Genomic DNA, 14522 nt, shown 5'->3' with positions numbered 1-14522 from the left:
TGCCGCCAGCGTTCAATCTGAGCCATGATCAAACTCTTCAATTTAAGATTTTGTCGGCTCAATGAATACTGAACATTCCTTTCGCTAATAAATAGCAGAAGTAATGTTTGAATTGACTGTGCTCTTATTGGTTTTTACTTTTGAAAAAGTAAAACAAAACAGCTCAAGGCTGCTTCCCAATTCGAATGGTCACTTCGTTTCATTGAAACCTAATTTGAAGCCGAAGCTTCTAATTGGATTATCATCAACGAGTGCCCACACAGATTGATAGGTCTATATTGTTAAAGAGCTTGCTTTGCGAGAAGTTTTTCTCTCAAAGCGGAGGTGCATTCTAGCGATTTAGTTGTTAGTGTCAAACACTTTTTAAACTAATTTTTTGTAGAAGCTTTTTACCTCTTCGACCCTGCTGAAGCATTGTGACGTCTGCCGTGTCGATGGATGCGCATTATAGGGAGAAGATTTTCTTTGGCAATACTAAAAATGCATTTTTTCTAAAAAAACATGCCAAATGGATACTTTCCATCCAACCCCAAAATTACCCAGAAATAACACTCAGGATTTATACAATTTACCCACAAAAAGCTGTGGATAACTACTCATCGCTATCAAAGAAATAAGAAATACGCGAACGCGGATTTAGATACTCTTTTACTTTATCCGGTAATTTTGACGGATGAATCGCGTTAACTATCTTTATATCTTTTGACGCAAGATCAATGATTGGCGCTTGCGTCCTTGGTACTGATGGATCGAAAACCAAGACATTCGGGAATAATAAATGCGATGCATTCACTGAGATAACCAGGCCGACCATATTATTAGAAAGCTGAACTACGGTACCCGGAGGAAACACGCCCATAAACTTAATTAGGATGTTCAGGTTCTCTTCTTTATATAGGTGTTTACAGTTCTTATATAAATGAGAGAGTGCGGTATAAGGAATCTTTTGATCTGAGACTATCGGTGTATGACACAAGTTATCAAACGCATTGGCTACAGCAATAATTTCAGCAAACTCGTTGATCTCATCTCCTTTCAGGCCTTTAGGATAACCAGACCCATCTCTTAGCTCATGGTGCTGCGCGATCACAATTCTCGCGACTTCGGGAAAAGCCTCGATTTGACTCGCAAGATCGACGCCATATTTAGTGTGCAACTTTAAGTAGTTGGTTTCTGGCTCTGTTAGAGGTAGTTGCTTTCTTAATATTGCAGTCGGGATTTTTATTTTCCCGATATCATGGAATAGTGCGGAGAAGGAAAGCTCTTTCAACTGTGCTGCTGAGTACCCTTTAGCACGGCCAATCATCATCGAGATAACAGCCACGTTCAATGAGTGGAAATAAATATCTTCAAACTCATTTTTTCCGTTCATCAGATGTAACGTAACATTATCATCGCACATTAACTTCTCGACGATATCTTCAATAAGAAGCTTTGCTTCATCAACTGCTGCTGTCGGACGGTTACGGATTTTAGTCATGACTGAACGCATACGTGCCAGAGAGCGCTCAAACTCTTTTTCACACTGAATCACGCGTCGACGGTATGCACTTAACTTTTCTATGCGGTTCTGTTTTTCTTGCCACATTTTTTGAGTTTCATGATCTAACGACGCTTCATTTGTTACTCTGTCAGCTTGTCTTTGATCAACAGGGAGTGGAACGGCATCGCTTTGCTCTGGATTAAAGTAAACGAACTTTACGCCGAGGTGGCGGATCATCTCGACTTGCTCTTGGTCTTTAATCTTAAAGCTATTGAGTAGAAAGGGGTGATCGTTCCACTTTAGCGGAAGACGGATATGTAATCCGGGTTGAATACGATCGACCGTTAGTTTAATGGCTGCCACTTATTCACTACTGATTTATATTTCTTAAGAGAGTTAGAATACTAGTAAATTTTGTGAATAAATTCATCAGTAACTATCAAAACATCAAACCGTTATTTCTAAGCGACTCACTTAATTAGATAGAAGTAAGCTACTTTAAGGAGCGATCTGCTTTGCGTATTTTAAGCTTGGCCTCGAACACTGGCTTGTCTATTACTTCTTGATCTTTGACTAGCCCCATTAACGTTTGTACCGCTACACGGGCCATGTCACTGATAGGAAAGTGCACTGCTGATACTGTAGGGTAAAGACTTTCACAAAGATCAACACTGTCAAAGCTAGTTAATGAGATTTGCTCTGGTACAGAAATACTGTGCTCGTGTAAGTACTGCATTGCGCCAACCGTCATTTCTTCACTGCACGAAAAGACAGCCGTCACATCAGGGTGTCGTTGTAAAATTGCAGCCATTGCATCATAACCACTTTGCCGACCATAATTCCCTTCTTCACACCAGCTTTCATCAATATCTATACCAGCATCCTTCATTGCATCAATATACCCAAGCTTTCTCAATACACTGTTATGACGTTGGGATGGACCGGCAATACAAGCAATCTTTCGATGACCACCAGCTAAAAGGTGCTCAACGGCAATACGGCTTGCATGATGATGGTTAAAGGTAACACAACGCTCTTCTATTCCTTCCACGTAGCGATCCAGGAGAACGAAAGGTGTTGGCTGTTTAGCTAATTCACGTAAGTCATCATCTGACAAATAACGACTATGAAGTACATAGCCGTCACAACGTAAATCATTAAAACGCTGAATTGCCTCTTTTTCACCTTGTGCAGAATGATGGCCTTGAGCTGTAATCAAAAACTTCTTATGAATATCCAGCTCGGTCTGAACCTGCTCCATCATCTCGCCAAAGAAGCCCCCCGTATAGTAAGTCACCAATAACCCAACCATATTACTGGATGAGGTTGCGAGTGAACGAGCAATTGCACTAGGACGATAATTCAATTGCGCCATAGCTTGCTCTACTTTTTTTCGAGTTTCCTCGCGAAATTTCCCCTCTCCATTAATAATTCGAGAAACGGTAGAGCGATTTACACCGGCGAGTTCGGCTACATCTTTAATCCTTGCCATAATGCTATTGGGTCCAACTGCAATTGTTATTAAATATTCGTTTGTGTAGAACGGCTGCCAGCAATTCGTAAGGTGCTATAGGGGGCGAAGCTGGCAGCCTTTAATCATACACCGACCATTTGATTGGTAGAAACAAGCTCAGAGTAATCCGTGACAGTTATGCCATGATGAGCTAACTGTTCTTTTAAAATGGGAGAGGTAAGAACTTGTAACTCTAGCTCTCGCTGAAGCGCATAGCCACTCTTTAAGATAAGCGCCTGATCGGCCTCTGCCGGGTGGCACATCACCTCAACCAAGTCATAGTCAGCTTTTAAGCTCAATAGATGTGCCATTAAGCCATCCAAGCTCACTTTTTGATCATAAAACTCATCAGTAAAGATATATCTGATTGTCATCGATTCTTGACACAAGCCAGTGCCCCGCAGTGGCACTCTGTATTCATTCGCTACTTCTTTAATAACGGGCAAAATTTGAGGGTGAGTATGCGCGTGATGATGGCTATCTAAGTGGCTTAGCTCTAACCCAAGCGATAAAAAATGTTCCACCTGAGCTTTTGCTTCATCATAAATGACCTGAGTTTCGAAGTCCTGCTTACTCCAAAGTTCGTCATAGTTGATAAAGTGCGCTCGGCCATTGGTCAAGTTAGGATGCTTCGTTATAGGCACACCTGCTGTAAACCTAAGATGAACGCCAATTTTCAAGTCTGGATTATGGCGAGCTAGTTCTAAGGCATGTTGCTCAGCATCCATACCCACCATCATGGTGGTTGAATGAACCACACCTTGCTGATGAGCTTTAACGATGCCGCTATTTACACCTCTCGTTAAACCAAAATCATCAGCATTAAAAATGACTTTCATCGGCGCCCTTCCTTAGTCTTACAACGTCGTTAGTTTAAATTGAGGTAAATACGGAGCGTTCACCGCTAGGATATCATCCAGGATTGACTTGGCGCGGCCAATGTCAGGCACCAATGGGTTATTGGTTAATGCCATAAGCGCCTTGTCATAATTACCTTCGACAGCAGCTTCTATTGTTAGCTGCTCATACGCTTTAACTTGATGGAGTAATCCTTTGATATTGTTTGACAACTCGCCAACCGCAAGAGGTTTCGCCCCCCAGCTACCAATCACGGCACTACATTCAATCACAGCATCGTCAGGTAGGCCGTTGATCGCTCCATTATTTAAAACGTTAACAACATGAATACTATTACGATTGTTATAAATTGAATCAACTAGGTTCAGTGATGCATCAGAATAATAAGCACCACCCCGCTCCTCTAACTCTTTCGGCTTATGATCGAGGGTAGGATCTTGATAGAGCTTAAATAGCGCATTTTCTGTTTCCATTACCTGCTCAGCACGAGTGCCTTTTTCATCGGCACTTTGTTTCTCTTCAGCAAGCATGGCATCAGTTTGGTAGAAGTAACGATGATAAGGACATGGTATCGCCCCCAGTGCTTTTAGAAATGCCGGATCCCACGGCTCTTCCCAGATATTCTTCATACTGAAGTTGGCACCATCACCAACTTTCTCTAATACCGTTTGAGTAATATCTTCCCCATTGAGCCATGCTTTGTGTACCCACACGAGATGGTTTAACCCAGCAAACTCAAGTTGTAGCTCTTTTGGCTCGCACTCCATCATTTCTGCAATCATCATTTCCATTGAAACGGGCACATTGCATAAACCAATACTTTTTACTTTGGTGTACTTACTGACCGCTTCGGAAACTAAACCCGCTGGGTTGGTGAAATTGAGCATCCATGCGTTTGGAGCCAACTCTTCAATGTCTTTACAGATATCAAGAATGACCGGAATGGTTCGCAGTGCTTTAGCAAAACCACCAGGGCCCGTTGTTTCTTGGCCGATGACGTCGTACTTGATTGGGATTCGCTCATCATTAGCGCGAGCAGCAAGGCCACCAACACGAAACTGCGTCATCACAAAATCCGCATCTTTTATCGCAGCACGGCGATCGAAACTGGCTTTTATCTCAATTTTTGCTCCGGCTTTATCGACCATTCGCTGAGCCAATCCTTTGATGATCTCAAGCTTCTCAGCTCCTGACTCAATGTCCACAAAATGAATCTTCCTAACGGGTAAATATTCTAAGCGCTTAATAACCCCTTCAACCAATTCCGGGGTATAGCTACTACCACCGCCAATAATGGCAAGTTTGATCGCCTCTCTAGACATTTTCATCCCCCTTTATTTGTTCGAGATTTTTTTGTTCAGTGCGACGATTTCTACAGCCATCTCTTGAGCCAAAATCGTAGTCATTAGGTGATCTTGAGCATGCACCATCACTAACGTCATCGGGACTTTCCCTTCTCCCTGATCTTCTTCAATAAGCTGAGTCTGTATTAAGTGGGCTTTATTAATGCACTCTCTTGCTTGAGAGAGCTTCTCATCAGCCGCTTCAAAATCTTGTTCTCGAGATAAACGCAATGCCTCGTAGCTTAAACTTCTGGCTTCACCAGCATTGCAAATGATCTCCATTACAACCAATTCTTGTTCCATCATTTTCTCTCCGAAAATCGGGCCGCGGTAATTGCGGCCCATTAAGTACAGTTAAGCAGTAACGCCTTCGCCTGACGGCTGCGTGTCACCTTTAGTTTCCTTCGTCGTTGGTAGTTCTTGCTCCAACATTTGCTTCTCAAACATTTTGAAGAATGGGAAGTAGATGATTAGATCAAGAATTAATAAACCAATGACGAGCAATACTGGCGCAAAGGTCCAACCGCTACCCCACGAAGCACCTATCAGTGCCGGTGTTGTCCAAGGTGTTGTAGCGACACCCATACCCACAAAGCCGACATGCACAGCAAAATACGCAATCGTAGCGTTGATGACTGGAGCGAAGACGAACGGGATAAACAAGGTCGGGTTCATCACAACTGGGCTACCGAAGATCACAGGTTCGTTGATTTGGAAAAAGCCAGGCACCGCACTCATTCGACCAATGCTCTTAAGGTGAACAGAACGGCTAAACGACATCAGCATAACAAGAGCAAGTGTTGCACCAGAGCCGCCAATAAAGATGTAAAAATCCCAGAACGGTTGAGTAAATACGTTTGGAATCGGTTCACCTGCAACAAAGGCTTCAATGTTGGCACCAATGTTGGTCAAAAAGATTGGAGAAAGCAGTCCAACAACAATTGCAGCACCATGAATACCCGCAAACCAAAGCAGCTGGCAAAGCAATAAAGCGCCAATAATGGCAGGCAATGAGTTAGACGCACTAATTAGCGGTTTAAAGATAGCCATAACAGCGTCTGGAATCAGCATGTCGTACTGGGTTTGTACGAAAAGGCTAAGTGGATATAAGGTAATGAATATCGCTAAGACTGGTAGCAATACTTCAAATGATCGCGCAATCGCCGGTGGCACCTGCTCTGGCATGCGAATCGTAATATTGTGCTTTTTCATAAAACGGTAGAGCTCCACCGAGAAAAATGCACACATCACTGCGGTGAAGATCCCGGTTCCGCCCATGTGAGACATAGACAACGCGCCATCTTTAGCTGGGGCCGCAATGAGTAAAAAAGACATTAGTGACAATACAGCACTCGTGATCCCATCCATCTTGTAAGCCTTAGCTAAACTATAAGCAACGCCCAGCGAAACAAAAATGGTCATGATCCCCATCGACATGTTGTAGGGCATCATTATGGTATCAAAATGTGTAGTGGCGAAATCGAGCCAAATTCGACCAAAAGTAAAGGTTGTATCTTCGGCAAATGGGGGGAATGCAAAAATCAAAATGAAACTACCGACAATAATAAACGGCATTGCGACAATAAAACCGTCTCTCATTGCGCGAACATGGGGCTGATTCCCCACTTTAGCTGCTATAGGGGCTATATGCTTTTCGACTGCGCCTATAATTGCGTCATAAAGCTTCATAGAGTCCATCCTTATTTTAGGCAAAAGAATCCCGCATCAAATATTTATATTTGATGTACAGTTATCTTTTTAATTTAAAACTATGGTTTAGTTAATTAATTCTAATGCTTGCTCTAGTACTTCTTCTCCCTTCATCATTCCATAATGCTGAGGAGAAATAGCATCAATGTTTTTACCATGCTCTTGCGCCGTTTTTCTTAGCTCTTCTAGCTGAAAACGTACTTGAGGCCCGAGAAGACAAACATCGTACTCTTTAATTGCATCTTCAAACGCATTCACTGACATTGCATCAATTTTGCACTCAATTCCTTTATTTTCAGCAGCTTGCTCCATTTTCTTAACAAGCATACTGGTGGACATCCCTGCGCTACAGCATAAAAGGATCTTTTTCATAGCCTTACTCCCGTTGTGTAAATTTCAACCTATAAAAACTGTAGCAAAAATAACCAAGACAAAAAAGCGCAACCGGTTGCATTATTCGTGAACACAATCCCAATTTAGAAAATACCACCTATTTTTTTGTAATTATTTAGGTCTAGGATAAAAGTCATAAAATATTTTAAGACATCACATTAAGTTTCAAATTATCAATATTTTACTACTGACAACGTCGTTATTAATTTCTTAAAAGGAATAGAGAATGAAATTTAATAAATTGGCTATTGCAACGCTTGTAAGTGCCGCACTATCACAACACTCATTTGCTCAAACCGGCTCTAAAGGCACCATTTATCTAACGTTTGATGATGGACCAATCAATGCATCTATTGACGTTATTCAAGTACTTAACCAGGAAGATATCAAAGCGACGTTTTACTTTAATGCTTGGCATTTAGATGGAATTGGTGATGAGAATGAAGACCGTTCCCTAGAAGCCTTAAAGCTCGCATTAGACACTGGTCATATTGTTGCGAACCACAGTTACGATCACATGGTGCACAACTGCGTGGATGAATTTGGACCGAACAGTGCTGCGGAGTGTAATGCGACCGGGGACCACCAGCTTAACTCGTATCAAGACCCTGTTTACGACGCCTCCATGTTTACGGAAAACTTATCTGTGTTAGCAAAGTATTTGCCGAACATTACAAGCTACCCGAACTACAAGGCAACAGAATTTGCTAGACTGCCCTACACCAACGGTTGGCGAGTGACGAAAGACTTCAAAGCAGATGGGTTATGTGCCACGTCTGATGACCTGAAACCTTGGGAACCAGGATATGTGTGCAATACATCCAACCCATCCAACAGTGTAAAAGCAGCTATCGAGGTTCAAAATATCCTAGCGAATAACGGCTATCAAACTCATGGTTGGGATGTGGACTGGGCACCTGAAAATTGGGGCATTGAAATGCCAGCAAACAGCCTTACAGAAGCAGAAGCATTTCTTGGATATGTGGATTCCGCGTTAAACACTTGTGCACCAACAACGATTAACCCGATCAACTCCAAAGCTCAAGAGTTCCCATGTGGTACACCTTTACACGCCGATAAAGTTATCGTATTAACTCACGAGTTCCTATTTGAAGATGGTAAGCGTGGCATGGGTGCAACGCAAAACCTACCTAAGCTCGCTAAGTTTATACAGTTAGCAAAACAAGCGGGTTATGACTTCGACACAATGGATAACTACACACCGAACTGGCAAGTTGGTCATAACTACGACGCTGGCGATTACGTCTTACACCTAGGTACTGTATACCAGGCTGTAACAAACCATGCTGCACAACAAGATTGGGCACCGTCTCCAACCTCTAGCCTCTGGACAAATGCGGACCCAGCCACTAACTGGACTCAAAATGTTTCCTATAAACAAGGCGATGTGGTGACTTATCAAGGTTTGCGTTATCTAGTTGATGTACCGCACGTGTCCCAAGCAGACTGGACTCCGAACACTCAAAATACCTTGTTCACAGCTCTATAGGCTGTTCCTACTATCACCATGTAGTAGTTTGCGCGAGGCATACCCCTCGCGCTTTTTTGTTTTGAAGATCCAGATACAACAAAGCCCCGACTTTCATCGAGGCTCTGTCTTAAAATATGGTACCGGTGGACGGAGTTGATTGGACTGGCATCCCTGCCGCCACCGCGAAGGCAACGCTAACTTCCTTTTGATATTTACGAGCACCTAAAACGACGAAAGGCCGCTATAAAAGCGACCTTTCTAATATGGTACCGGTGGGCGGACTTGAACCGCCACGCCCGAAGGCAACGGATTTTGAATCCGTCGTGTATACCAATTTCACCACACCGGCATCTTTGGGCTATTGCCCTTTGATGGTTGGCATTATACGTAAGCTTTTGACCTGCGCAAGCATAAATACCTTAAATAACTATCGTTTGCTGATAATTTCGCCACAAAGTGTGACAAAGCTGTACTCATAAGAAACGTACGCTCCATTTTCTACTACTCTTCCAGATGAAAATGAGTATACGAAACTCTTTTTAAGTTCTATTCACTGTAATATCAGAAACATAACCATTCCCAATGCTCGACAACGCATTATGGAGCATCTCTGCGGCATCTTCTGCTTGCATGAAGTGACTCGTGTCCATCGTATTGCCGCTTGTTTTCCAGAATTCCGTATCCATTCCACCAGGATAAACCGCGATAATTTTCATAGGTTTTCCTTTTAGCTCCAAACGAACCGACTCAATTAATCCTTTGACGGCCCATTTCACTGCACAATACGTAGACTCTTGCGCTTTAGGTTGTTGCGCGGCTGTGGACATGATCATGACCACTTTTATTGGATGATCTTTGTAACGCTTTACTAACTCTCTTAACACATGAATCGCAGAATTCAGGTTGTTATCAATCAACTTTTGAATCTCTTCCGGCTCCTGCTCTTCCAGTAAGCCAAAATAACCACTTCCTGCACTATGAATGACCATTTCAGGCGGCTGTTTCATCCCATCAAAGAGCTGTTTCACACCTTGATGTAATGAGAGGTTGCAAGCTTGATAGCCGACGTTATGAGAGAGTTGTTTTGCTAGTGCGGATAGTTTTTCTGTGTTTCTTCCTATTACGTACGTCTCTTTGCCTTCCGCATCATAACGCTTTGCTAGTTCCGCCCCTAAACCGCTACTTGCACCTGTAACTACAATCATGCGCTACCTCTTTTCAATCACATACTTTTAATTCATCTATCAATTAAGGCAACAGAATCGTGGTAATTCACACCTCAAGAGCACCATTCTTTGAAGCAAGCAGCTTTCTTACTTTCGTGATGCATGAAATATCAAGCAGAACGACGGGCATTTAACCTATGCTTAAGCAAGAATAACTTTCTGAATTTTCTATCGACTTTCTAGTGAGAACTGAATAGGAGCAAAGAATGACTGGGTCAAAATGGCAGTGGTTACTGAAACAGATGACACGAAAACTGTGGGTCCGGACGTCACTCTACGCATTACTAGCTGTTGCTACCGCCTTAATGTCGATTGTTTTAAACCAGTTCATTACTCTGCCCCCTGCCATCAACGTCAGCAAGGATTTGTTGAACAACATATTAAATATCCTCGCAACCTCCATGCTTGCAGTGACTACATTCTCTCTCAATATTATGGTCTCAGCGTACAGTGCCGCTAGTGCAGGGGTAACGCCGCGAGCGACAAAACTGTTGATGGAAGACAGCACAACACAAAATGCCTTAGCAACCTTTCTTGGCTCTTTTCTATTTAGTTTGGTAGGAATTATCGCGCTAGGTATTGGGGCCTATCATCAACAAGCACAAATTTATCTGTTCATCGTGACTATCGCCGTAATCGTGATGATCATACTCACTCTGCTACGTTGGATTCAGCACCTTTCCGTACTAGGAAGGGTCAGTGAAACCACTTCATACGTGGAGCAAGCCTTGTTAGATGCTATTAGAAAACGGGGCAAAGAGCGTTGGCTAGGTGCTCACCCGTGGAGCCACCCAGAACATAAACCCAGAGGAAGTAAACCTATTTTGAGCCAAGAAATTGGCTACTTACAGCATGTTGATATGCATCATCTCGATAGTATTGCTGAAGCAAACCAATGCACCATCTATCTTGAGCGACAACCGGGAAGTTTTGTGTACGTAGGTCAACCATTGGCTTGGGTTTGTGGAGAATTGCCAGACGAAAGCGAAGTAACGGCAGCCTTCACGATTCGAACGGAGCGTTCATATGATCAGGACCCTCGCTTTGGTTTAGTCGTTATGGCGGAAATCGCCTCACGAGCACTATCTCCGGCTGTAAATGATAATGGCACCGCAATTGACGTTCTTGGGCGTTCTGTACGAGCACTTTCATTATGGGGAGACCTACTCAGTGAGCCTCCTACCAAAACTCGATATCCTAGACTATTTGTGCCCGCATTGAGCTGCCAGGATTTGTTCGATGATGTCTTTTTGCCGATAGCACACGATGGTGCAGCGCAACTCCAAATACAGATTCGCCTACAAAAGGCCTTGCTAGCTCTCTCTAGTATGCACCCTAAGTTATTTTTGTCACCAGCAATCAAGCTGTCAGAAAAAGCTTTAGAGCTTTCATTAAGCCAACATTATACCGAAGATGAGAAACACCAACTCTCTCAGCTATCTAATCTGGTCACAGACCAAAGAGCCAATGGTTAAGAGAGTCGAATTCAGTTGAAACATATTGCTGCACGGCCTCGTGTATCATGACATGTGCTGATAACGTAGGGCAGAAAAGTATCTTCGTTTATACACAATTAAAGACTCTGTGCGTTAGGTCTCTTTTCTCTTGGTGAGGGAATCTATATTCTGACGCACAATTTTTAAGGTAAGTGATGGAATAATGACAACGTCTACAACTCTTCCACCTGCTGGTCTCTTTCGTCGACTTGCAGCGTTGATTTACGACACATTGATTATTATCGCAATTGAAATGATGGCCGCAGGTATTGTTATGGCCGTTGTGTTTGCACTAAATGCAGCAGGATTGTTGAGCTATGGCGAGTACGCTGATGCCGCAGATATGCTCGGAAAACACCCTGTATTGAGCCCTCTATTTACACTTTATCTTGCGGGTGTGTGGATATATTTCTTTGTGTTCTTCTGGACGCGAGCAGGACAAACTCTTGGGATGCGCGCTTGGAAACTTCGAGTTCGCAATGCCAAAGACGGAGCACCAATTACGGTAACTCAAGCTCTGATTCGTATTTCGACATCTGGCTTTGGCTTGGCAAATTTGACTGTACCGATTGATCCGAAGAAACGTGGTTTCCACGACATTTGGGCCAAAACAGAGGTTGTTGTATTACCCAAGGCAAACTAACTTGTCTAGGAACACAAAAAAGGAAGGCGTAATGCCTTCCTTTTACATTTGGTTCGGTAAAACTTGGTTTATTCGATAATGCTTCAGTTATAGCTTTCTTCGTAGTAGTGCAATCGCAATAGCTAAGAACACCAAACTCGGGGCCAAAGCACCAAACACTGGGGATATGCCATACACCAAGCTTAATGGGCCAAAGAACTCACTGGATATGTAAAAAGTAAACCCGGCAACCACGCCCGACAATACCCTTGCCCCCATGGTCACGCTTCTGAGTGGACCGAAAACAAAAGATAGCGCCATTAACATCATCACAGCAATTGAAAGCGGCTGAGTCAACTTACGCCAAAACGCCAACTCATAGCGAGATGCATCTTGTTCCGATGCTTTTAGGTAAGTCACATAATCATACAAACCGCTCAGTGACAGTTCTTCTGGCTTCACGGTCACCACAGCTAGCTTATCCGGTGCCAAAGAGGTGTGCCACTCCATCTGTTCGATGTCTTGCTTTGAAATTACGTTTTCATTTTCCATGTCCGTAATTTGTACGTAGCGCATCAGCCAGTTGTTATCTTGTTGGTAGTCGACTTCTTCGGCGAAAATAACTTTTTGTAGATTCTTATCATCATCAAAACGCCACATATTTAAAGCATAAAGTTTGTCGTCTTCGACTTTACCTATAAAGATAAAGTCGTTTGCGTCACGAGCCCACACACCTGAGCGCACAGACACAATGCTACCACCTGATATCGCAAACGCACGTAAGTCACGGGCCATCTTCTGGGCCTCAGGAGCGCCCCATTGACCTAACGCCATAACGACAATCATGAGCGGGACGGCCGTTTTTAGTACCGATAACCCGATATCCAGCTTAGAGAAACCAGCAGCTTGCATCACCACCAGCTCAGAGCTTGAAGCCAACATACCTAAGCCGATCAGGGCACCGAGTAATGCCGCCATTGGAAAGAACATTTCGATATCACGCGGCACACTGAGTAACACAAAGTACAACGCATGAGTGAGGTCGTACACACCTCGCCCTACTTTACGTAGCTGTTCTACATATTTGATGATGCCCGATAAGCCAACAAACGTCGCTAAAACCAAGGCAGTGGTAGAGATGATGGTTCTACCGATGTAAAGGTCTAAGATTTTGAACACAGCTTACGCGAGCCTCTTCTTGCGGAATTTGTCTTTTATTCGTCTAGCAGCAACGCTGTCCATCATATTCGCCATGATAGCAACAATCAGCAACATCGCATTGATTGGCCACATACCAATAGCAGCCGGGATGTCACCATCTTCTAATGCAGATTTGGTTGCACTGATCGCCAAGAAATACGCTAGGTAGATCAGAATCGCAGGCCCCATTTTGGCAAACCGTCCCTGACGCGGATTCACCGCAGACAAAGGAATAACGAGCATTGTTAAGAGTGGAATGCACACAAATAACGAAATTCGCCATTGTAGCTCCGCTTGCGCCTCTGGATCTGGGTGACCTATCAAGTCAACCGTTGGGTATGCTTCCCAGTCTCTCCCTTTCTTTTTGACCTCACGTTGGCCGATAACACCTTCGTATTCATCGAATTTCGTGATCATATATTCAACGCGAGTAGGCACACCTTCATAACGCGTACCTTCTTTCATAGTGATGATCTGACGACCGTCCGAAAGCTCTTTTACTTCACCAGAAGATGAGAACATCACACTCGGTAACACCGAATCTCGAGGGCGCATCTGCGCAACAAAAACGTTGCTCAAGGTATTGTCTTTAATGTCATCGATGAACACAACCGATGAACCGTCTGGTGTACCTTGGAACTGACCTTTTTTAAGTAGGTCAACGCTGTTTTCTGACGCTACCTGCTCATAAAGCTGCTCAACGCGGTCTTGAGACCACGGCGATAGCCACAACGCATTGAAAGCCGCCACCGCTGAAGTAATCAACGCTAGGTATAAGGCCGCTTGAACCAAGAATTTATTACCAATACCTGTCGCGTTCATTACGACAATTTCGCTCTCTGCATACAGACGACCAAATGTGATCAATATGCCGATATACAGACTTAAAGGCAGCATTAACAGACCCATTGCTGGCATGTTCAAACCAACAATCGAGAAAATCAATCCAGCAGGAATATCCCCATCAGAAGCATCAGCAAGAACACTTATGAATTTCTGGCTTACAAACACCAAAAAAAGTACGAAAAAAATCGCAAATTGGCTCTTGAGTGTTTCGCGGATCAAATATCTAACAATAATCACGCTGAAATTACCTATACAAAACTTGTTTTTTTGGTCGAATCACTATAGTTTCCCGTTGAACCATTTATTTTTTTAAAAATTATAAACTAGATGTTAGTCGCTT

13 protein-coding genes and 1 tRNA gene are annotated in these 14522 nt (G+C 43.4%); 3 read left to right on the top strand and 11 right to left on the bottom strand.

The genetic code is table 11. The annotated features are described in order from the left end of the window. Positions 1-592: 592 nt before the first annotated feature. From R7P36_RS21570 to R7P36_RS21540, 7 genes are all read right to left on the bottom strand, one after another. A complete protein-coding gene (locus R7P36_RS21570) occupies positions 593-1846 on the bottom strand; it encodes an HD-GYP domain-containing protein (RefSeq protein WP_318122297.1) in 1254 nt (417 codons plus the stop codon). Between the two features lie 130 nt (positions 1847-1976). Continuing rightward, positions 1977-2975 (bottom strand): LacI family DNA-binding transcriptional regulator, encoded by a 999-nt coding sequence (locus tag R7P36_RS21565; RefSeq protein WP_005381031.1) that lies wholly within the window; start codon positions 2973-2975, stop codon positions 1977-1979. Between the two features lie 104 nt (positions 2976-3079). Further along, a complete protein-coding gene (gene chbG, locus R7P36_RS21560; RefSeq protein WP_054579416.1) occupies positions 3080-3835 on the bottom strand; it encodes a chitin disaccharide deacetylase in 756 nt (251 codons plus the stop codon). 18 nt (positions 3836-3853) lie between these two features. Then, complete coding sequence (locus R7P36_RS21555; protein WP_054579417.1) at positions 3854-5176, bottom strand: 6-phospho-beta-glucosidase; 1323 nt, start codon at positions 5174-5176, stop codon at positions 3854-3856. Between the two features lie 12 nt (positions 5177-5188). Then, a complete protein-coding gene (locus R7P36_RS21550; RefSeq protein ID WP_031777269.1) occupies positions 5189-5500 on the bottom strand; it encodes a PTS lactose/cellobiose transporter subunit IIA in 312 nt (103 codons plus the stop codon). A 51-nt stretch (positions 5501-5551) separates the two neighbouring features. Beyond that, positions 5552-6886: a PTS sugar transporter subunit IIC gene (locus R7P36_RS21545; RefSeq protein ID WP_005381064.1), complete on the bottom strand. Its 1335-nt coding sequence runs from the start codon at positions 6884-6886 to the stop codon at positions 5552-5554. An 87-nt stretch (positions 6887-6973) separates the two neighbouring features. Continuing rightward, a complete protein-coding gene (locus tag R7P36_RS21540) occupies positions 6974-7279 on the bottom strand; it encodes a PTS sugar transporter subunit IIB (RefSeq protein WP_025767645.1) in 306 nt (101 codons plus the stop codon). Positions 7280-7526: 247 nt separating this feature from the next. Here R7P36_RS21540 and R7P36_RS21535 point away from each other — a divergent pair, with 247 nt between their 5' ends. Continuing rightward, positions 7527-8810: a carbohydrate-binding protein gene (locus tag R7P36_RS21535; protein ID WP_054577132.1), complete on the top strand. Its 1284-nt coding sequence runs from the start codon at positions 7527-7529 to the stop codon at positions 8808-8810. A 246-nt stretch (positions 8811-9056) separates the two neighbouring features. Here the strand turns inward: R7P36_RS21535 and R7P36_RS21530 are convergent. Together R7P36_RS21530 and R7P36_RS21525 are read right to left on the bottom strand one after the other, a co-directional pair. Beyond that, a tRNA-Leu gene (locus R7P36_RS21530) sits at positions 9057-9141 on the bottom strand. A gap of 190 nt (positions 9142-9331) precedes the next feature. Then, a complete protein-coding gene (locus tag R7P36_RS21525; RefSeq protein WP_054577133.1) occupies positions 9332-9997 on the bottom strand; it encodes an SDR family NAD(P)-dependent oxidoreductase in 666 nt (221 codons plus the stop codon). A 227-nt stretch (positions 9998-10224) separates the two neighbouring features. Between R7P36_RS21525 and R7P36_RS21520 the strand changes: the two genes are divergently transcribed. Next, positions 10225-11493 carry a DUF2254 domain-containing protein gene (locus R7P36_RS21520; RefSeq protein WP_017636178.1) on the top strand — a complete coding sequence of 423 codons (1269 nt, stop codon included), beginning with the start codon at positions 10225-10227 and terminating at the stop codon, positions 11491-11493. Positions 11494-11677: 184 nt separating this feature from the next. Further along, entirely contained in the window at positions 11678-12157 is a 480-nt protein-coding gene (locus R7P36_RS21515; RefSeq protein WP_005381070.1) for an RDD family protein, read from the top strand. Positions 12158-12244: 87 nt separating this feature from the next. Here the strand turns inward: R7P36_RS21515 and lptG are convergent, their stop codons facing one another. Together lptG and lptF are read right to left on the bottom strand one after the other, a co-directional pair. Beyond that, positions 12245-13315, bottom strand: a complete 1071-nt coding sequence (gene lptG, locus R7P36_RS21510) for an LPS export ABC transporter permease LptG (protein ID WP_005381071.1) — start codon at positions 13313-13315, stop codon at positions 12245-12247. A gap of 3 nt (positions 13316-13318) precedes the next feature. Continuing rightward, the gene (lptF, locus tag R7P36_RS21505; RefSeq protein ID WP_005381072.1) at positions 13319-14419 is read right to left on the bottom strand and encodes an LPS export ABC transporter permease LptF; all 1101 of its coding nucleotides are present in this window, start codon (positions 14417-14419) and stop codon (positions 13319-13321) included. Positions 14420-14522 lie beyond the last annotated feature (103 nt).

The organism is Vibrio sp. 397 (assembly GCF_033339395.1).
GTDB lineage: Bacteria > Pseudomonadota > Gammaproteobacteria > Enterobacterales > Vibrionaceae > Vibrio > Vibrio alginolyticus.
This window is presented reverse-complemented; position numbering and strand designations above follow the sequence as displayed.

Excerpts from the sequence above, each read along its gene's own strand:
- R7P36_RS21565 (WP_005381031.1), bottom strand. The coding sequence starts at position 2,975 with ATGGCAAGGATTAAAGATGTAGCCGAACTCGCCGGTGTAAATCGCTCT.
- chbG (WP_054579416.1), bottom strand. The coding sequence starts at position 3,835 with ATGAAAGTCATTTTTAATGCTGATGATTTTGGTTTAACGAGAGGTGTA.
- R7P36_RS21555 (WP_054579417.1), bottom strand. The coding sequence starts at position 5,176 with ATGTCTAGAGAGGCGATCAAACTTGCCATTATTGGCGGTGGTAGTAGC.
- R7P36_RS21550 (WP_031777269.1), bottom strand. The coding sequence starts at position 5,500 with ATGGAACAAGAATTGGTTGTAATGGAGATCATTTGCAATGCTGGTGAA.
- R7P36_RS21545 (WP_005381064.1), bottom strand. The coding sequence starts at position 6,886 with ATGAAGCTTTATGACGCAATTATAGGCGCAGTCGAAAAGCATATAGCC.
- R7P36_RS21540 (WP_025767645.1), bottom strand. The coding sequence starts at position 7,279 with ATGAAAAAGATCCTTTTATGCTGTAGCGCAGGGATGTCCACCAGTATG.
- R7P36_RS21535 (WP_054577132.1), top strand. The coding sequence starts at position 7,527 with ATGAAATTTAATAAATTGGCTATTGCAACGCTTGTAAGTGCCGCACTA.
- R7P36_RS21525 (WP_054577133.1), bottom strand. The coding sequence starts at position 9,997 with ATGATTGTAGTTACAGGTGCAAGTAGCGGTTTAGGGGCGGAACTAGCA.
- R7P36_RS21520 (WP_017636178.1), top strand. The coding sequence starts at position 10,225 with ATGACTGGGTCAAAATGGCAGTGGTTACTGAAACAGATGACACGAAAA.
- R7P36_RS21515 (WP_005381070.1), top strand. The coding sequence starts at position 11,678 with ATGACAACGTCTACAACTCTTCCACCTGCTGGTCTCTTTCGTCGACTT.